The sequence below is a fragment of the Thermotoga sp. genome (assembly GCF_021162145.1).
In the GTDB taxonomy this organism is placed as follows: domain Bacteria; phylum Thermotogota; class Thermotogae; order Thermotogales; family Thermotogaceae; genus Thermotoga.
Genome location: NZ_JAGGZH010000017.1, coordinates 1 through 17,511 on the forward strand (window position 1 = coordinate 1; position 17,511 = coordinate 17,511).

At 45.4% G+C, this 17,511-nt stretch carries 19 protein-coding genes and 1 pseudogene; 17 read left to right on the plus strand and 3 right to left on the minus strand.

Going from position 1 to position 17,511, the window contains the following annotated elements:
- The 11 genes and pseudogenes from J7K79_RS01570 to lepB all read left to right on the plus strand — a co-directional run.
- Positions 1-335 (plus strand): annotated as a pseudogene (locus tag J7K79_RS01570) (hypothetical protein); the annotation flags it as partial.
- Between the two features lie 6 nt (positions 336-341).
- Complete coding sequence (locus J7K79_RS01575; protein ID WP_366932571.1) at positions 342-1,148, plus strand: mechanosensitive ion channel family protein; 807 nt, start codon at positions 342-344, stop codon at positions 1,146-1,148.
- Positions 1,123-1,395, plus strand: coding sequence for an acylphosphatase (locus J7K79_RS01580; RefSeq protein WP_296904419.1), 273 nt, complete (start codon positions 1,123-1,125; stop codon positions 1,393-1,395). The genes J7K79_RS01575 and J7K79_RS01580 overlap by 26 nt, the downstream gene beginning before the upstream one ends.
- Positions 1,396-1,546: 151 nt before the next feature.
- On the plus strand, positions 1,547-2,848 hold the full coding sequence (gene ffh, locus J7K79_RS01585) for a signal recognition particle protein (RefSeq protein ID WP_296904422.1): 1,302 nt from the start codon (positions 1,547-1,549) through the stop codon (positions 2,846-2,848).
- A 13-nt stretch (positions 2,849-2,861) separates the two neighbouring features.
- Positions 2,862-3,149, plus strand: coding sequence for a 30S ribosomal protein S16 (rpsP, locus tag J7K79_RS01590; protein WP_296904424.1), 288 nt, complete (start codon positions 2,862-2,864; stop codon positions 3,147-3,149).
- Positions 3,146-3,373 (plus strand): KH domain-containing protein, encoded by a 228-nt coding sequence (locus tag J7K79_RS01595; RefSeq protein WP_296904426.1) that lies wholly within the window; start codon positions 3,146-3,148, stop codon positions 3,371-3,373. Before rpsP ends, J7K79_RS01595 begins: the two co-directional genes overlap by 4 nt.
- 4 nt (positions 3,374-3,377) lie before the next feature.
- Positions 3,378-3,908 (plus strand): ribosome maturation factor RimM, encoded by a 531-nt coding sequence (gene rimM, locus J7K79_RS01600; protein ID WP_296904428.1) that lies wholly within the window; start codon positions 3,378-3,380, stop codon positions 3,906-3,908.
- A complete protein-coding gene (gene trmD, locus J7K79_RS01605; RefSeq protein ID WP_296904430.1) occupies positions 3,908-4,645 on the plus strand; it encodes a tRNA (guanosine(37)-N1)-methyltransferase TrmD in 738 nt (245 codons plus the stop codon). The genes rimM and trmD overlap by 1 nt, the downstream gene beginning before the upstream one ends.
- Positions 4,639-5,217, plus strand: coding sequence for an RNA methyltransferase (locus J7K79_RS01610; RefSeq protein WP_296904432.1), 579 nt, complete (start codon positions 4,639-4,641; stop codon positions 5,215-5,217). Before trmD ends, J7K79_RS01610 begins: the two co-directional genes overlap by 7 nt.
- 9 nt (positions 5,218-5,226) lie before the next feature.
- Positions 5,227-5,574 carry a 50S ribosomal protein L19 gene (rplS, locus tag J7K79_RS01615; protein ID WP_296904447.1) on the plus strand — a complete coding sequence of 116 codons (348 nt, stop codon included), beginning with the start codon at positions 5,227-5,229 and terminating at the stop codon, positions 5,572-5,574.
- Positions 5,574-6,494, plus strand: a complete 921-nt coding sequence (gene lepB, locus J7K79_RS01620) for a signal peptidase I (RefSeq protein WP_296904449.1) — start codon at positions 5,574-5,576, stop codon at positions 6,492-6,494. Before rplS ends, lepB begins: the two co-directional genes overlap by 1 nt.
- On the opposite strand, the gene J7K79_RS01625 is transcribed toward lepB, so the two are convergent.
- On the minus strand, positions 6,495-8,306 hold the full coding sequence (locus J7K79_RS01625) for a PQQ-binding-like beta-propeller repeat protein (RefSeq protein WP_296904434.1): 1,812 nt from the start codon (positions 8,304-8,306) through the stop codon (positions 6,495-6,497). It lies immediately after the preceding gene.
- A gap of 74 nt (positions 8,307-8,380) precedes the next feature.
- Between J7K79_RS01625 and truA the strand changes: the two genes are divergently transcribed.
- From truA to prfB, 6 genes are read left to right on the plus strand one after another with little or no spacing between them, the layout of a single operon-like run.
- Positions 8,381-9,118, plus strand: a complete 738-nt coding sequence (gene truA / locus J7K79_RS01630) for a tRNA pseudouridine(38-40) synthase TruA (RefSeq protein ID WP_296904436.1) — start codon at positions 8,381-8,383, stop codon at positions 9,116-9,118.
- Positions 9,118-10,434 (plus strand): hypothetical protein, encoded by a 1,317-nt coding sequence (locus J7K79_RS01635; RefSeq protein ID WP_296904451.1) that lies wholly within the window; start codon positions 9,118-9,120, stop codon positions 10,432-10,434. Before truA ends, J7K79_RS01635 begins: the two co-directional genes overlap by 1 nt.
- Positions 10,413-11,216, plus strand: a complete 804-nt coding sequence (locus tag J7K79_RS01640) for a TlyA family RNA methyltransferase (protein WP_296904439.1) — start codon at positions 10,413-10,415, stop codon at positions 11,214-11,216. Before J7K79_RS01635 ends, J7K79_RS01640 begins: the two co-directional genes overlap by 22 nt.
- The gene (locus J7K79_RS01645) at positions 11,213-12,445 is read left to right on the plus strand and encodes a hypothetical protein (protein ID WP_296904441.1); all 1,233 of its coding nucleotides are present in this window, start codon (positions 11,213-11,215) and stop codon (positions 12,443-12,445) included. Before J7K79_RS01640 ends, J7K79_RS01645 begins: the two co-directional genes overlap by 4 nt.
- A gap of 1 nt (position 12,446) precedes the next feature.
- Positions 12,447-15,062, plus strand: a complete 2,616-nt coding sequence (gene secA / locus J7K79_RS01650; RefSeq protein ID WP_296904443.1) for a preprotein translocase subunit SecA — start codon at positions 12,447-12,449, stop codon at positions 15,060-15,062.
- Positions 15,063-15,067: 5 nt separating this feature from the next.
- Positions 15,068-16,171 (plus strand): peptide chain release factor 2, encoded by a 1,104-nt coding sequence (gene prfB, locus J7K79_RS01655; protein ID WP_296904453.1) that lies wholly within the window; start codon positions 15,068-15,070, stop codon positions 16,169-16,171.
- Here the strand turns inward: prfB and J7K79_RS01660 are convergent.
- Positions 16,163-17,146, minus strand: coding sequence for a helix-turn-helix domain-containing protein (locus J7K79_RS01660; RefSeq protein ID WP_296904445.1), 984 nt, complete (start codon positions 17,144-17,146; stop codon positions 16,163-16,165). The two genes, prfB and J7K79_RS01660, sit on opposite strands and share 9 nt — an antisense overlap.
- A gap of 213 nt (positions 17,147-17,359) precedes the next feature.
- On the minus strand, positions 17,360-17,509 hold the full coding sequence (locus J7K79_RS09425) for a hypothetical protein (protein WP_366932572.1): 150 nt from the start codon (positions 17,507-17,509) through the stop codon (positions 17,360-17,362).
- Positions 17,510-17,511: the final 2 nt, after the last annotated feature.

The following is a 17,511-nucleotide window of genomic DNA, read 5'->3' on the forward strand; positions in this document are numbered from 1 at the left end:
GCTACATGGGAGGAGAGTACACGCTGAAGCTCTTTTACGACTCGTCCAAGAAGAACAGGTTCTCCTACTGTCTTCAGTTCGACCAGGAGGTGTTGGAAAACAGGATAGATTTCGTGATCGGCAAAGAACAGAAGGCGGGTCTTGGTATCTCCATGGTGACCAACACCGATACGGGGAAAAGTGCTTTCAAGATATCCCTTGGCTTCTATGCGAGCGTGAACAATGTCTCAGTGGGATTCAACACGTTTGTTCTCAGTTCTTCTATCAGTTCGAACCTCTTCTCCGAATATCATTACACCAGAGGGACTGGCATCAAATTCGCTGTGAGGTGGTGAAACGTGATACTAACAAGACTGGTTCTGACGGTGATCACCGTTGCTGTATCATACCTGATGTTCAAGTGGCTCTTCAAACTCATCGAGAAGAGTGTTGAAAAACAGGGAAAAGAGCTTCAAATGAGAAACACCATCAGATTCTTTCTTGGACTCATCATAGCTGTGATAGCCATTATGGTTATTCTTGACATCTGGGATCTGAACCTAGTACCCATGCTGACGGGTGTGGGAATAGGGGGACTCATCGTTGGTCTAGCTCTTCAAGAACCACTCTCCAATTTCTTTTCCGGGATATTCCTGCTCATCTCACGCGCTGTGAAAGAAGGCGATGCGGTGGAAATTGGAGGAATTTCCGGAACCGTGGAAGTGGTAAATCTGAATCACACGGTGATCAGAACGTGGGATGGAAAAAAGGTCATGATACCGAACAAATCAGTGTGGAACGACAAGATCATCCATTTCTGGCCTTTGAACGTGAGAAGACAGGAGATCACAGTGGGAGTACCCTATTCTGCAAATCTCAGAAAGGTTGTAGAGATCTTTCAAAAGGCTCTCGAGGACGAAGAAACCGTTGAGAAAGATCCGGCACCCGCCATTGTTTTTGATGCCTTCAACAGTTCTTCTATAGATTTCATCATCAAGTTCTGGGTGACAAGAGAGAACTTTTTTGAAGGTGTAAAAAGACTTGCTTTCAGAATAAAGGATTATTTGGAGAAAGAAGGAATCTACATCCCCTTCCCTCAACTCGATGTGCACTTCGATGAGGAGTTTTTGAGGACGTGGGAACATGAAGGCACTGAAGATAAGAGTTGAAGGGATCGTACAAGGAGTGGGGTTTCGCTATTTTACCAGGAGGATCGCCAGAACCTTTGGTATAAAGGGCTACGTGATGAACATGGACGACGGCTCCGTTTTCATTCACGCCGAGGGTGAAGAGAGAAAGCTCCGTCAGTTCTTGAACGAGGTCTCGAAAGGTCCCCCAGCGGCCGTTGTGACGAATGTGAGTGTTGAAGAAACGGTTCCGAAGGGATACGGAGATTTCACAATCAGGTATTATTAATGTTATGTAACGTTGATTGTGTGTGTTAAGTTAAACCACATATCCTCTGACATCATATTGTAACAATGGTTAAGCTACTCCTTAGATAATCGGAAACCTGCCATTAATGAGAAACGTCTAATATCAGAGGAGGACTTTTGGAGGTGTCTCGATGTTCGAAAATCTTCAAGAGAAACTTTCCAGGGTTTTCAAAAACCTTTCCGGACGTGGAAAGATAACGGAGAAGAACGTGAAAGATGCTGTCAGGGAAGTGAAACTTTCCTTGCTGGAAGCTGACGTCAATTACAAAGTTGTGAAAGAATTCGTCAACCACGTTCTCCAGAAAGCACTTGGCGAAGAGGTACTCAAGAGCCTGACACCGGATCAACAGTTCATAAAAATCGTAAGAGACGAACTGATCAGGATAATGGGTGAAAAAAATGAACCTTTGAGACTGATCCACAGACCTGCTCCCATAATGATGGTGGGACTTCAGGGTAGTGGCAAGACGACCACGTGTGCGAAACTCGCAAAGCTCCTCAAAAAAGAGGGAAGAAACCCTTTGCTCGTTGCGGCCGATCTCTACAGGCCCGCTGCCGTGGACCAACTTGTGAAGCTTGGAGAACAAGTAGGAGTGAACGTGGTTCATGACTACAACAAGTCACCTCTTGAGATCGTGAAAGAGGGCATACAAGAGGCAGAAAGAATCGGAAGGGACGTTTTGATAGTTGATACGGCAGGACGTCTTCACATCGACGAGGATATGATGAAGGAGCTCGAAGACATAAAGTCCATTCTCAACCCCGATGAGATCTTACTCGTTGTAGATGCGATGATGGGACAAGATGCGGTCAACACTGCCAAGGTCTTTGACGAAAGACTCGATCTTACAGGATTTGTTGTGACGAAGATGGACGGTGATGCAAGAGGCGGAGTGATCCTGTCCATAAAGTACGTGACCGGAAAACCTGTCAAATTCATAGGAACGAGCGAAAAACTCGACGGGCTGGAATCCTTTCATCCAGACAGAGTGGCCAACAGGATCCTCGGAATGGGAGACATGCTTTCTCTGATAGAAAAGGTTGAAAGAGAGCTCAATCAGGAGAAGATGAAGAAGAGTGCCGAAAAGTTTTTGAAGGCGGAATTTACTCTGGAGGACTTCAAAGAACAACTTCAGGAGATGAAAAAACTGGGGCCGCTCTCTTCTATTTTAGAGATGCTTCCGAGGGCCCCGAAGGTGGACGTTGAAATGAGTGAAAAAGAACTGAAGAAGATAGAGGCCATCATAAATTCCATGACCATCGAGGAAAGGAGAAACCCTCACATTCTGAACGCGAGTCGAAAGAGAAGAATCGCCCGTGGAAGTGGTACCACCGTTCAGGATGTCAACAAGCTCCTCAAAAGCTATGAACAGATGAGGATCCTCATGAAGAGAATGAAGAAGGGAAAATTCAAAATACCATTCGGATTCTGAGGAGGTGTAGCTTGTGGTCAGGATAAGACTCACGAGAATGGGAAAAAGGAAGCAACCCTTCTACAGGATAGTGGTCGTGGACAGCAGAAAAAGAAGAGACGGTGCGTACATTGAATCGCTCGGGTACTACAACCCCCTGAAGGAAGGAGAGATAAAAATTGACGTCGAAAGGGCTGTGGAGTGGGTCATGAAAGGAGCCCAGCCAAGTGACACCGTGAGGGATATCTTTAGAAAGTTCGGTGTCATGAAGAGAGTACACGAAATAAAGTATGGAAAGAAAGAGGAGGCAGCCTCTGAATGAAGGAGCTGGTTGAGAGGATTCTTCGAGGGATAGTGAAGCATCCCGAGGAAGTAGTAGTTGTGGAGTTCGACGAGGAAGGAAGGAAAGTGTACGAGATAGTGGTAAACGAAGAAGATGTTGGTCAGGTCATAGGAAAAGACGGAAGGACCATAAAATCTCTAAAGATTCTGCTAAGTGCCCTCATGGGGGGCTCCAAGGAGATCACCATCAAGGTGGTCAGGTGAGAGTGTGATAAAGACCATTCAGGACCTGATCAACGAAAGAATTGCCGTTGGAAAGGTCGTCAACACGCATGGACTGAGAGGAGAGGTCAAGTTCTTCCCTTACACGAATTCGGAAGATATAGTGAAGAACCTCTCCGATGTCGTGCTCTACAACAAAGAAAAAAAGGTCTTCTACAATCTTTCCGTTAAGTCCGTGAGAAAGATGAACAAGCTCTTCCTCATCAAATTCGAAGCAATCGACACAGTGGAAGCGGCAGAGAAGATAAAGGGATGTGAAGTTTTCATAAAGTACGAAGAACTTCCTCCCCTTCAGAAGGACGAATATTACTTCTACGAGATACTGGGATGTGAAGTTTTCTACGAGTCGGGCGAGAGTGTTGGAAAGGTCGTCGACATAATCGAGACGGGGTCGAACGACGTTCTGGTGGTCAGGAAGAAAAACAAAGAAACGCTAATCCCCATGATAAAGGACTGTATCGTTGAAATCAGGAAATTCGAAAAAAAGATCGTGGCGAAGGAACTGGAGTGGATTTAATGAGGATCACCATGGTAACCATATTTCCAGAAATGGTCGAGGTTGTGAAAAAGTACGGCGTCATCGCCCGCGCGGTTGAAAAGGGAATCGTGGAAATAAATGTGGAAAACCTGAGAGACTACACCACCGACAGACACAGAACGGTGGACGATTATCAATACGGTGGCGGATACGGTATGGTCATGAAACCAGAGCCGTTCTTCAGGTTCTATGAAAGATACGTTGAGAAACACGGGAAGCCACACGTGATTTTGACGAGTCCTCAGGGTAGAATTTTCAACTACAAGATAGCGGAAGAACTTTCAAAGAAAAGTGACATTGTGATATTCTGCGGCAGATACGAAGGAATAGACGAGAGGGTAATGAACATAGTCGATGACGAGATATCCATAGGGGACTACATCCTCACCGGCGGGGAACTTCCGGCGATGGTGATAACGGATGCTGTTGTGAGACTTGTATCTGGTGTTGTGGAGAGGGAGTCCGTTGAGAGGGAATCGTTCCACCAAGGGCTGCTGGACCATCCCGTCTACACCAGACCGTACGAGTACAGAGGTATGAAGGTTCCCGATGTGTTGCTCTCCGGAGATCACCAAAAAGTGGAGCTCTGGAGGAGGAAAGAAAGTATCAAAAAAACTATCATGAAAAGGCCAGATCTTTTTCTGGCGAAAGAACTGGACGAGCTCGATAAATTGGCTATAATAGAGTTGTTCAAGGAGCTGATGGAAAAGTGCTAGAAAGAGTCTACGTGGCTCTCATCCATTATCCCATAAAAGGAAAGGACGGAAGCATCATATCAACAGCCGTTACAAACCTCGACGTTCACGACATCGCCCGAACCGCTCGAACCTATAACCTGAAGGGATACTACATAGTCACCAACCTCAAGGCTCAACAGGACATGGTTGTCAAGATGCTCAAGTTCTGGAGAGAAGGTTTTGGAAGTCGATACAATCCGTCCCGAGCTGAGTCCTTAAAGCTGGTGAAATTGAAATCTTATCTGGAAGATGTTCTGGAAGACATAGAAGAGATCGAAGGGGAAAGACCACTGATATTTTTTACTTCCGCAAAGAAGCGGGAAAACGACATATCTTTCGAGGAAGGAAAAAGAATAATAGTGGAGACGAAAAGTCCAGCTCTCATACTCCTTGGTACAGGGTGGGGACTCCCTGACGAGATCCTTGCGATCTCAGATTATGTTCTTGAACCTGTGAGGGCGAGATCGGATTTCAACCATCTGTCCGTCAGGGCGGCAGCGGCCATAATGATCGATAGACTGATAGGAGAAAATTACGCGAGGAGGGATTGAAAGATGAGCATGGATCACCTTGTGAGAATCATCGAAAAGAAATACGAAAAGAAGGAAATCCCGGATTTCAGACCGGGTGACACGGTGAGAGTGCATGTGAAGGTGATCGAAGGTGACAGAGAGCGAACACAGGTGTTCGAAGGGATTGTGATTGCCAAAAGGGGATCTGGAATAAACAAAACGTTCACCGTGAGAAGAATTGGAAGCCATGGTGTTGGTGTGGAAAGAATATTCCCACTTCACTCACCTGTTGTTGAAAAGATAGAGGTTGTGAGAAAGGGTAAAGTGAGAAGAGCAAAGCTTTACTACCTCAGAGACGTCAAGGGTAAGATCAGAATCAAGGAGCGCAGGGATTGATGAATCTGAAAAAGGAATCCGTAGAATGGATTAAAGCATTGCTTTACGCACTTGTTGCTGCAACAATCGTGAGGTTGTACATATTTGAAACCATGCTGGTGCCAACAGGATCAATGATTCCAACGATCCAGATCGGTGATCGCCTTTTTGTGGAGAAGATCACCTATACCGTTCGAGAACCTCAGGTAGGAGAAATCGTTGTATTCTGGTCACCCTTCGTGGATGAGCGTGCAAGTCACATGCTTCGATTGTTTGACAAATTCATGGACCTCTTTTCCCCGGCAAAGTTCAGAGGACACGTTAAATACGTGAAGCGCCTAGTCGGTAAGGGTGGAGATGTCCTAGAGATAAAGAACGGAAAGCTGTACGTCAACGGGAAAATCCCGGGGGTCTTGAAAGACAGGTACTACGAACCAGAAGGAATCTTCAAATACGAGGATTTCTACGAGTGGCTCTACACTGCAAGCAAGTTGAGAAAGGACAAGGAAGCGTACAGAAATTTTATATACGATCTTGCAAGAAAGCACGGAAGAGCCGCAGCTGTGCTGGTGTTTTCCCTTATCGGGGAGGAGAGTTTGAAGTATGGTGAGCCATTCCTCCCCGGTCTGTTGAATTACTTCGATCCTTCAATGGTTTACTACGACGAGAAGACCCAAACTTATTACATCCCTGGTATGATCTACCACACGTTCTACGAAGAATACTATTCGAAGCTGGACCTTAAGAAGTACATCAAAAAAACAAAGGATGGTACAGTGAGGATAAGAATCCCGGAAGGTTTCTACTTTTTGATGGGTGACAACACGAAGGAAAGCCTGGACTGTAGGTACTTTGGCTTTGTTCCAAAAGATCACATCATTGGTTGGCCCATTCTGAGGATCTGGCCACTTGAGAGGTTCGGCCCCATTCAAAAATACTGATTATGGTTGAACTGAATCGAAAAAGCAATAGACGGTTCCATCTCGTGTGGCAACGATCACACGCTCTTCCCCTATAGCTGGTCCAGCGGTGGTTTCCCCCACCTTTCTTTCCCATCTCTTCTGACCATCGATTGTGTAGGAGAAGAGGATTCCATTTGAAACAAAGAATAAGAATCCCTCTTTCGAGACGGCAACAGGAGATGGAGACTCGACAGAAACGATTTTTTTCACATTTCCTTGAAGGTCAATCAGGTATATCCCATCGTTTCCGTTTGTGATCAGAAGATTTTTGTAAACGGATAGGCTCGAGTTGAGAGTTAGAGGAAGCTTTCTTTTCCAGATCACGTTTCCTCTGGATCTGTCAACACAGAACAACCATCCGGAGTTGCTACCAGCAAAGATGTTGTTTTCAACAACGCTGGGTTTCGTTATTAAAAGATAACCGGTTTTCGTTTTCCATCTTATGGAACCATTCGGATAGAGGGAGTATAAATTTCTCAAAGTTCCGAAATAGACAATGCCGGTTTCGTCGATAGTGATTCCTGTTGACACCCATTCATCGTCTTTAAACTGCCAAAGTATGCCAGAATTGTGATCAATCAAATACACCTTTCCTCCATCGGTTGCAAGATAGACTCCGTACGAATTCACTTCAAACGGTCTTGAGACATCCGATTCCAGCTTCACCTTCCAGACAAGATTGCCATCTTCGGAGAGGGCGTATAGGAAATTGTCCCAGCTCGTCACATAGATGCGATCCAGATAAACCTTTGGGGGTGCGGTTATCACAAAACCTGTCCTGTAGTCCCATAACCTTTTTCCATCCAGTGACATGGCATGTACAACTCCTTCAACATCCGCTACGAAAACGAACCTGTCAGTGACAACGGGGGAAGCTCTCACCTCGGAGTCCAAACTTCTCTTCCAGAGAAGCTCGCCTGCTGTGATCACCTCTCTTGCGGGTGAGAGGACCAAAAACACCCTCTGAGCCACACTCAACCTTTTCATTGAAAGTGTTGAGTCTATTCTGTAGAGGATATTCCCCGATGTGAAGAAAATGGAACCATCCGTCTTCACAATCGAGGAGATTTCCATGTTGTATTCTTTAGTTATCTCCGGGGCATTCAACTTTTCAGCATTCATGATGATTATCCTGCTCCCGGAGGAAACAAAAAGAAGGTTTCCTAACCACTCCACATTTTTTGCATTTTCGACTTTAGTGAAGAACACAACCTTCGGTGCAAAAGTGTTTTCCAGATCAACGAGAAAGAGAGTCCCATCCTCTGTGATTCCAGCGAGTGCTCTTCTTTTTGGGTTCATAGAGATATCAACAACGTTGGAAGGTGCTTCTATTTTCCAGATTTCCTCACCGCCTTTCACAAGAGAGACGTATTTTCCATAGCTCACGATCAATTCATTCTCATAGGTTTCCACATCCACCGGATCTTCAAGCAGATTTACGACGCTGTAGTTGAACGTGGCGGGATCCACGAGGAAGATCTTCTTTTTAGAGAGGATCAAAAGACTGTTATCACTCCATCTCAGATCCTCAACCCACAATTGGAGTTTTTTGACAATTTCTTTGTTCTCCAAGTCGTACACCACCAGTTCCTTTCTGTTCACAAAGTAGGCTTTGTTTGAGATCACTATGCCTTTCGAAGGTAGGAAGGGAAGGGCAATTTTGGAGATCTTCTTCATCTCTTCTCCTTCGATCGTCACCAGAGAGGCCACATTATCGTAGATCACCATCAACTGGATGGAAAAAGAAAGAGTAACCAAGAGAACAGAAAAAAAGACTGCAATCTTCCACATCACTCTCAACTCCAGCTGCTAAAATATCATGAGGTAGCCCAGTAAAAATATAGCACAGATCGAGGTGATGAGCAGTGAGAAGGGTGGCAGCAATCGTCGAGTACGACGGGAGTAATTTCTTTGGTTTCCAGGGACAACCTGGTGTGAGGACCGTTCAGGGAGTCATAGAAGACGCGTTAGAAAGAATTTTCAAACAAAGGGTCTATACGCAAGCAGCGGGCAGAACGGATGCTGGTGTTCATGCGAACGGTCAACTGATAGCTTTCAACTGTCCAAACGACAGGATGACCACAGAGGATATCAAGAACGCTATGAATGCGAACCTTCCGGATGATGTGTATGTGAAGAGAGTATTCGAGGTGCCAAAAAACTTTCATCCACGGTTTGATGTCAAAAAAAGGATCTATCACTATTTCATATACACCTCCAGAGAAAAAAACGTTTTCCTCAGAAAGCACGTCTGGTGGTTCCCCTACGAACTGGATCTCGAGGCGATGAGAGAGGCCGCAAGGTATCTAGAAGGAACACACGACTTCACATCTTTCAAGACAGGAAGTGACGAAAGGGATCCGGTGAGAACCATTTACAAGATCAGGATCCTGAGGCTCAGGGAAAACCTTATTCTCATCAGAGTCGAGGGGAGATCTTTCCTGAGAAGAATGGTGAGAAACATCGTTGCGGCTTTGGTGAAGGTGGGATTGAAACAGTGGGAACCAGGAAAAATGAAGGAGGTGCTTGAGGCACGAGACAGAAGCGCGGCGGCTGGTACCGCACCTGCACATGGTTTGTACTTCTACAAAGTGCTGTTTTGATGTTTGCTTTCAATTACAAGATAGAAGAAAGCGGTGTGCTCTACTTTCTTGGGGAAGCTACTCCCACCGCAACTGAGATGGAGATTGTTCAGGAGTGGAAAGAACTTCCGGTGGTGACGCTCGTATACGACGGACCGGACGAGTACAAAGGACTGGTAGAAACCCTTTTGTCGCAGGATGGTGTGCTCACAGGCGTGGGAACACCTCTGATCGTAAAATTGAGAGTCAAAGAAGATCATGTGGCCTTTCAGATCGTGTTCGAGGGAAAAGAACTGGACAATTTCGAAAACCTGGCAACTTCAGAGTTGTTTCCCGAACAGTTCAAAGAAGCCATGAAGAAGATCTTCCCTCAAGCAAAAATTCCACCGAGATTTTTCCTCATCGAGTATAAAGACGGAAGTTTCGAAAGGAAAATCGCCCAAACTCAGGATTTTCCGGGGAAAAAGGCCCCTGTGGTGATATTTCCCGTATGGAAACAAAAACATGTTCTGAAGATAGGAAACTACAAAAAAGTCGTAGATGAGGGATTTTACCAAATAGGTGGAAGGACGATCTATGTGGGAAGAGACATATCCTTGAAGAACGTACCAGGATTGTACGAAGGAGTTGACATGGTCTTTTTAGATGGAGAGAAGGAGTACCTCTACAAGGATGGATTCCTCAGGATGGGAGAGAGCATTTTGAAAGTCCAGGAACCTGTGGATGTCACCGGTGGAATAGTGATCACTAGGCACAAGATAGGAGAGCGAGAGGTGAATGACACGGTACTTTTCAGGTGGAACGATTTCGTTTTGACGGCATCTGGTGTTCTGATGGGTATCAACAGGAAGTGGACATGGCAAGTTTCAAAAACACCGGTGGAATTTTCCCTCCGAGGCAGCACGATGTACGTGCTGGATGTGTGTGGATTCTTGAGAAGTTACGATCTAAAAACAAGGCGCCTCCTTTGGGAGAGAAAGATCGAGGGTGCATGGGGTCTCGATGTATCCGAAGACAGGGTGTTCGTTGGTGTAGGGAACAACGTGATGGTTTTGAACACAGAAGACGGAGAAACAATCGAAATACTGGAGGCAGATGATTTTGCAGTGTGGAAAAAGAGCCTCCTCATCTACAAGGACGGTAAGATAGATGGTGAGAATGTTGGGGATGGTTTCTTCATCAGAAACTTCGGAACACCTCTTTTTGTCTCAAAGGACAGAGTTTTGCTGTTTGAAACTGAAAAAAGGGTTTACAGAGATGTTGAGAAAATCCGAGTGTTTCAATGGGGAACCGTTATAAAAGAAGGTAGTGAACTATGGCTGATAAGAAGAGATTAGATCTGCTCGTTTTGGAAAGAGGACTTGTGGAAAGTCGTGAAAAGGCAAAAGCGTTGATTTTGGCAGGGAAGATTCTGGTGAACGGTGAGAGAATAACGAAAGCAAGCAAACTCGTTCCAGAAAACTCACAATTGGAACTTCTAGAAGAACCCAAGTACGTGAGCAGAGGGGGATACAAACTCGAATCTGCGTTCGATCGATTCAAAATAAACGTCTCCGGAAAAGTCGCGTGTGATATAGGTGCTTCCACTGGTGGATTCACAGACTTTCTCCTGAAAAACGGTGCTCGAAAAGTCTTCGCTGTTGACGTGGGATATGGTCAGCTCCACTGGAAGTTGAGAAACGACCCGAGAGTGGTGGTGATGGAAAGGGTCAACGCCCGGTACCTGAGGTGGGAAGATCTGGGGGAGAAGGTTGACCTCGTAACCTGCGACGTTTCGTTCATATCCGTAAAAAAGATTCTCCCCACCATCCATGACATCTTGAAAGACCAGGGTGATGCGATCGTACTGGTGAAACCTCAGTTCGAAGCACCGAGAAGGTTTGTGAAAAAAGGTGTCGTGAAAGATCCCGAGGTTCACGTGAAAGTGCTGGTAGATGTACAGAGAAGCTTGATAGACAACGGATTCATCGTGAAGGATTGCTGGTTCTCTAAAATAAAAGGCGCGGAAGGCAACATGGAGTTTTTCTTTTGGGTGAGGAAAGAAGGCAAGAGTCAAAGCGTAGATTTCCGGAAAGTGGTGGAGGAAGCCTGGAAATTTTTCAGGGAGATGAAATCATGAGAGTATTCTTCTCCCTTTTAGTGCTGCTGATGACACTTGGCTTTTCAGTACCCATGCTTCAGGACTACGATTACTTCATCTGGTTAAGAAATACCGGGGAGCTTTACTCGACTGTAAAGAAACTTCCTCTCTTCGAGTTCCTACTTTCGAAGGAAGGTGTTGGCTATGAACAGACAACGGTAAAATGGCTTGAAAACCATGTAGATCAACCAGATTCTTTCTTTCAAGCTCTCTCGGAAGAGATCATTGTCTGTGGTAGAGGAGACATAAAAGATCTTTTTACCTTCGATATCAACGATCTTCTCTCTTTGCCGTGCAGGTTCAAAGAAGGCTTCATCGCTTTCAGGACAAATACCCCTCAGAAATTTGTAAAGTTCTTTGCGAAAGTGAACACTGCAGAGTTTTACGAAAAAGACGGTCTCTACATCATCGAAAGCACCACCCCTCTCTATTTGAAAACGCTTGGAGAGTACATCCTACTCTCACCAAATGAAGAGATACTCGGAAGAGTACAGGACGAGAAAGCGGCCTTCAAAAATGCACCGATTGTAGCACATATGAAGAGGTTCGAACTCCTCGGAAGAGAAGGCGAGACAGTTTTGAGTGTGAAAGTGAACGATTCCCAGCTCACATTGGAAATCACACAGAAAGCGATGCCATTTTCGACCTCAAAACCTGATAGTCTTGGGCAACTACCTTACATTGGAGATCTCTATGCCTTCACAGGTGACCCAGAGATTTCCAGAGAACTTTTGAGGGAAATATTCAAAGGAAGTGACTTTGAAGAGTTCTACCAAACGTTCATCGATAGTAATATCACGCTTATGACATCGCTCTACGGAGCACCTGAACTCGTTCTCTTTGTGCGTAGCAAAAGTCTGGAGGATGTAGAAACTCATCTCATCAGTCGAGGGGCAAAAAAAATCGGCGAAGAATGGGAACTTCCTACTCAAAATGCTCTCCTTCATTTTTTTGAATACCGCGGTTACCTTGTCATCTCTTCCATGAAGAAAATCGAATTCCTTCAAGCTATCAACAAAAGGAGGCTTTCAAATCACCCCAGTTTCAGATTCTTTGAAAAACGAGTACCAGACAGCGCGTTTCTGGAAATGTTCATCGATCTGAACTCGATCCTGAACAAACTCCTTGGTTTTTCTCCGAAGTCCAGTCTCTTCCTGGTCGGATACGTAGATGGCGGAACCATAAAGTACAGATTGGAGGTAATGTGATATGGCGCTTTTTGATAAGAACAGGCGCATCTTAAAAAGATACTCGAAAACTGTTGAAAAAATCAACCAGCTGGATCAGATTATGAGATCGAAAAGCAACGAAGAGATAATTGATTTATCTTTTGAATTGAAAGAGAGAGTAAACTCTTTTGAAGATGCAGACAGAAATCTCATAGAGGCCTTCGCTCTGGCAAGAGAGGCGGCTCGAAGAACACTCGGGATGAGACCTTTCGACGTGCAGGTGATGGGTGGAATCGCCCTCCATGAAGGAAAGGTAGCGGAAATGAAGACGGGGGAAGGAAAGACGCTCGCCGCCACCATGCCTGTGTACCTGAACGCTCTCATAGGAAAAGGTGTGCACGTAGTCACCGTAAACGACTACCTTGCAAGAAGGGATGCTCTGTGGATGGGACCTGTGTACCTATTTTTGGGGTTGAGGGTAGGGGTGATAAACTCTCTTGGAAAATCCTATGAAGTCGTCTGGAAAGATCCCTCGTTGGTGGAGAAGGCAATAAAAGAAAACTGGAGTGTGTGGCCGCGGAGATTTACAGAAGAAGTTTTGAAAGAAGATCAGATGAACAAAGAGGCTTTAAACGCTTTTCAAGTGGAACTCAGGGAAATCTCAAGAAAGGAAGCCTACATGTGCGATGTGACTTACGGTACAAGCAACGAGTTCGGATTCGACTATCTGAGAGACAACCTCGTTTTGGATTACAACGACAAAGTCCAGAGAGGACACTTCTACGCCATAGTGGACGAAGCTGACAGCGTCTTGATAGACGAAGCAAGAACCCCTTTGATCATTTCTGGGCCATCCAAAGAAAGGCCTTCCACTTACAGAAGGTTCGCACAGATTGCTAAAAAATTCGTTAAGGACAAAGATTTTACGATCGACGAAAAAGCAAGGACTGTTATTTTGACTGAGGAGGGTGTGGCAAAAGCCGAAAAGATCATAGGTGTGAACAACCTCTACGAGCCCGGAAATGTGTCTCTTCTATACCATCTCATAAACGCCCTGAAGGCGCTGTATTTGTTCAAAAAAGACGTCGATTACGTTGTCATGAACGGAGAGGTCATCATCGTCGATGAATTCACCGGGAGGCTCCTTCCTGGGAGGCGTTACAGCGGAGGACTGCACCAGGCCATAGAGGCAAAAGAAGGGGTATCGATAAAGGAAGAATCCATAACGTACGCAACCATTACTTTCCAGAACTATTTCAGGATGTACGAGAAACTGGCGGGAATGACGGGAACAGCTAAAACGGAGGAAAACGAGTTCATTCAAGTTTATGGCATGGAAGTTGTGGTCATTCCAACGCACAAACCTATGATAAGAAAAGACCACGATGATCTTGTTTTCAGAACACAAAAAGAGAAATACGAAAAGATCGTGGAAGAGATCGAAAAGCGCTACAAAAAAGGGCAGCCAGTCCTTGTGGGGACTACTTCTATAGAAAAGAGCGAACTTCTCAGTTCCATGTTGAAGAAGAGAGGAATACCTCACCAGGTGTTGAATGCAAAACACCACGAGAAAGAGGCAGAGATCGTTGCCAAGGCTGGACAAAAGGGTATGGTGACCATCGCAACCAACATGGCCGGTAGAGGGACGGACATAAAACTCGGCCCGGGTGTGGCAGAGCTCGGTGGTCTCTGTGTCATTGGGACAGAGAGACACGAAAGTAGAAGAATAGATAATCAGCTCAGAGGCCGAGCTGGAAGGCAGGGTGATCCGGGAGAATCGATCTTCTTCCTCTCGTTGGAAGATGATCTTCTGAGGATCTTCGGTGGAGAACAGATAGGAAAGGTGATGAAAATACTGAAGATAGAAGAAGGCCAACCTATACAGCATCCCATGCTTTCGAAGCTCATAGAGAGCATTCAAAAGAAGGTGGAAGGAATAAACTTCTCCATAAGAAAATCTCTCATGGAGATGGATGAGGTTCTGGACAAACAAAGAAGCGCCATATATTCTCTTCGTGATCAGATACTTCTGGAAGCAGACTACGATGAGTATCTAAAACAGATCTTTGAAGATGTCGTTAGCACAAGAGTGGAAGAGTTCTGCTCCGGTAAAAACTGGGACTTGGAAGGTTTGAAAAACTCTCTTTCGTTTCTTCCCAGAAATCTCTTCGAATTCGATGGAAAACACTTTGAATCGTCCGAGGAGCTCTACGAGCACCTTTTCGGCAGGATGTGGGAAGAGTATCAGAAAAAGAAACAGGAGATAGGAGAAGAATACAGCAAAGTAATCAGGTTTTTGATGCTTCGAATTATCGACGAGCACTGGAGAAGATACTTGGAGGAAGTGGAGCACGTTAGGGAAGCAGTTCAGTTGAGGGCATATGGGCAGAAAGATCCGATCGTCGAATTCAAAAAAGAAACGTATTTCATGTTCGACGAGATGATGAGAAGGATCAACGACACGATAGCCAATTATGTCCTGAGAGTGGTCAAGGTGACGGAAAAGGACGAAAAAGAAGCGAAGGAAGAGCTTGGTAAAATCAGGCTTGTGCATGAAGAATTCAACCTTGTGAACAGAGCAATGAGGAGAGCCCTTGAGAAAAAGAAGAAAAAAGGAGGATCGCACGGTCTTGGTAAAATAAGAGTGAAGAGGTGATGAGGATGATCAGCTTCGAGACGAAGACGAAGATAGAAGAACTCGAAAAGAAGTTCAAAGATGTGCTTTCAATAGTCAATGAAGAGGAAGTCAACAAAGAGTTAAAGGAGATCGAGAGAAAGCTCTCCGATCCTTCCGTTTGGGACGATCAAAAAAAGGCCCGTGAGTACACACAAAAGTTGAAAAGATTGAAAAACATCTCGGAAGATTTGAAGAAGGTGAGATCTCTCTTCGAAGATCTCGAAGTTGCCATAGAGCTCTCCGAGGAAGATATGGATATGGTGCAGCAGGCAGAAGAAATCGTTCGAGAGCTGGAGAAGACCGTGAAAAAGCTCGAGCTGGAGATCATTCTGAACGGAAAGTACGATCCCAGCAACGCCTATCTTTCCGTTCATCCAGGTGCGGGAGGAACTGAGTCCCAGGATTGGGCTCAAATGTTGCTTAGAATGTACATGAGGTGGGCAGAAAGAAAAGGCCTCGAAGTCGAGATCGTAGAGTATCAACCCGGTGAAGAAGCAGGTATAAAGAGTGCTACAGTTCTGATAAAAGGTGAGTACGCCTACGGATACCTGAAACACGAATCTGGTGTCCACCGTCTGGTGAGGATATCTCCTTTCGATGCGGCAAGAAGGAGACACACATCTTTCGCGTCGGTGAATGTGATACCGGAGATAGAAGACGATGTCGATATCGAAATAAGGCCGGAGGATCTGAAGATAGAGACTTTCAGAGCGTCGGGGCATGGCGGCCAGCACGTGAACAAGACAGAATCCGCTGTGAGGATCACACACATTCCAACGGGAATCGTCGTTTCCTGTCAAAACGAGAGGTCACAACATCAGAACAAGCAAACCGCCTTGAAGATTTTGAAGGCAAGACTGTACCAGCTGGAGTTGGAGAAGAAAAGAAAAGAAATACAGGAAATTCAAGGGGAATTGAAGGACATATCATGGGGGAACCAGATCAGATCTTACGTCTTTCATCCATATACGATGGTCAAAGACCATAGAACAGGTGTGGAGACTTCAAATGTTGGTGCAGTGATGGACGGTGACATTGACATGTTCATAGAAGCGGAGCTCGTCTACTTCGCACGTCATTCATCCTAAGCCGTATTTCTTTATCTTGTAGGAAAGGGTTTTGTAATTCATGTTCAAGATCTCACACGCTTTCTTCCGATTGCCCTCGCTTTCTTCGAGGGCTTTTTCTATCATCCTCCTTTCCACGAACTCAACAACCGTTTCAACGAATTTTTTCAGATCGATACCTTTTGTTCCTTTGAGGTTTCTCACAACACCCTTAACTTGTTCTGCGGAATCTTTCAGTGTGAGAATCTCGTATGTTTTCTCCAGGAACTCCTGGGTGTTCCCCGGCCAGTGGTAGCTTGTAAGCAGTTTGATCAGTCCATCGTCGATCTTGAAGGTCTTTCCCTGAAGCTGGAGAGATCTAAGAACCCCATCCAGCATGTAGGGGATGTCCATTTTTCTCTCCCTCAAAGGCGGAATAGTGATGAAGGGAATGTTGATCTTTGGGGAAGAGTCCATTCCTAAAATCACTTTCTCACCAGAAAACCTTGGAGGATGGAAATCTGGTGGAGCGTTGTCTATGAATATCGTATGGGAACCCGTGTTTATGGGGAGATCCTCATGGTAGATGAGAGAAAGGTAGTTTCCCCCTGTTACGAAATCAACGTACGCGTGTCTGTGAATCCCTCTCTCGGAGACAAGAGCAAAGACAGAGTAGGAATTGTAGAACTTCTGTATCTGAAAAAGAGTCTCCTTTATCTTCGCACCCTGAAGCTCTGGGGTGTACAAGAGAAGATTGTACTTCGCCCTCAAAGATTCGTACTCTTTCTTATTCACAACATACTTCAACGCCAGCTCCAGTTCTTTCAATGTTTGAACGAATACTGTGTCGTCCATTTCAAAGATCTTCTCACCAAAGATCACATCCCACTTTTCGGCCAGAACCTTGTCCCTGTAATCCTCACCTTCGTAGAGATCCCAGTCCACGTCGTGTGATATCCTCGCTATCATATCTTTGAAAGCATCGACGATGTCTTTTCTCACAAGTACCCTCAGCACCCTATCATCCCCACAGTCTGTGCTATCATTTTTCTACGAAACCCCGTCTCAAATCTTACCACACGGAAGGGGGGAACTCGGTTTCGATGCAGCTAGAGAGACTGGATGAGGGGCTTTTCTATCCCCATTATAACGGATACTCCATTGTCAACTTTTCAAACACCATTCTGAGTATATTCGACGAAAAAACGCTCCACGAACCTTTTCCACTTCCTAAAGAGTTCCTCGAAAGCGTTCGTAAAGTGGTAGTTGTGGTTGTCGATGCTCTGAGTTATGAAGCGCCTTGTCCGGAAGGAAGTGATCCGTTATGTACCTCTTGGACAGATAAACCGCCGCTTCCAAGGCCTTATCGGTGTATATCACCC

Bases quoted from the DNA above. Each gene is read 5' to 3' on its own strand.
- J7K79_RS01595 (WP_296904426.1), top strand. From the start codon at position 3,146: ATGAAGGAGCTGGTTGAGAGGATTCTTCGAGGGATAGTGAAGCATCCC.
- J7K79_RS01580 (WP_296904419.1), top strand. From the start codon at position 1,123: ATGAAGGCACTGAAGATAAGAGTTGAAGGGATCGTACAAGGAGTGGGG.
- lepB (WP_296904449.1), top strand. From the start codon at position 5,574: ATGAATCTGAAAAAGGAATCCGTAGAATGGATTAAAGCATTGCTTTAC.
- J7K79_RS01640 (WP_296904439.1), top strand. From the start codon at position 10,413: ATGGCTGATAAGAAGAGATTAGATCTGCTCGTTTTGGAAAGAGGACTT.
- rplS (WP_296904447.1), top strand. From the start codon at position 5,227: ATGGATCACCTTGTGAGAATCATCGAAAAGAAATACGAAAAGAAGGAA.
- J7K79_RS01645 (WP_296904441.1), top strand. From the start codon at position 11,213: ATGAGAGTATTCTTCTCCCTTTTAGTGCTGCTGATGACACTTGGCTTT.
- J7K79_RS01635 (WP_296904451.1), top strand. From the start codon at position 9,118: ATGTTTGCTTTCAATTACAAGATAGAAGAAAGCGGTGTGCTCTACTTT.
- prfB (WP_296904453.1), top strand. From the start codon at position 15,068: ATGATCAGCTTCGAGACGAAGACGAAGATAGAAGAACTCGAAAAGAAG.
- trmD (WP_296904430.1), top strand. From the start codon at position 3,908: ATGAGGATCACCATGGTAACCATATTTCCAGAAATGGTCGAGGTTGTG.
- secA (WP_296904443.1), top strand. From the start codon at position 12,447: ATGGCGCTTTTTGATAAGAACAGGCGCATCTTAAAAAGATACTCGAAA.
- J7K79_RS01625 (WP_296904434.1), bottom strand. From the start codon at position 8,306: ATGTGGAAGATTGCAGTCTTTTTTTCTGTTCTCTTGGTTACTCTTTCT.
- ffh (WP_296904422.1), top strand. From the start codon at position 1,547: ATGTTCGAAAATCTTCAAGAGAAACTTTCCAGGGTTTTCAAAAACCTT.